Source organism: Massilia sp. CT11-108 (genome assembly GCF_047302915.1).
Lineage (GTDB): Bacteria > Pseudomonadota > Gammaproteobacteria > Burkholderiales > Burkholderiaceae_D > Telluria > Telluria orientalis.
In genome coordinates this window covers 1-565 of the sequence record NZ_JBKYMO010001176.1, presented here as the reverse complement: position 1 = coordinate 565, position 565 = coordinate 1, and the positions used below count along the sequence as shown (strand labels likewise).

At 72.0% G+C, this 565-nt stretch carries 1 protein-coding gene; it reads right to left on the bottom strand.

Features of this window, described 5'->3' with window-relative positions:
• Positions 1–16: 16 nt before the first annotated feature.
• Positions 17–565 (bottom strand): DUF4118 domain-containing protein (locus ACEN88_RS33825; RefSeq protein ID WP_413346738.1); only part of this gene is annotated, 549 nt, incomplete at its 5' end.

Here is a 565-nt window from a genome sequence, read left to right as displayed (position 1 = left end):
GTGGGCTCGTTGTTGTTTAAAACAGACAGGCGCGGGCCGTACCCGCGACCGGCCAGCGCAGGCGTCCCGTATCGTCCGGCAACAGGATCGCGGCGCGGGCATCGAAGGTGCGCGCGAGGAAGCGGCGGGTGATCTCGAAGACTTGCTCCGTCTGCAGCGCGACGGACAGCGCCCGCGCGAATTCGTACAGCGCGCGGGTGCGGGCTTCGCGCCCGGTCGCGCTTTCCGCCTGCTCGCGCAGGTCCGACGTCAGCCGCGCCGTGATCCAGCCGACGGCCAGCATCACGGCCAGCGCGACGGCGTACTTGAATTCGCTGACGTCGTACTGGCGGCGCGGCGCGGCGGCGACGAGCGCGCAAAAGCCGACCAGGGTCGCGAGGATCGCGGGGCCGCGGCCGAGGCGGATCGCGACGAGCACCACCGTCAGCAGGAACAGCATGGCGACGTTGGCGACGTCCAGCAACGGCAGCAGCGGCAGCGCGACGATGGCCGTGCCCAGGCTGGCCGCGATCGCAGCGAGATAGCGGCGCGGCGCCGGCTTGCCCGCGGCGTGGGAGCCGTGCAG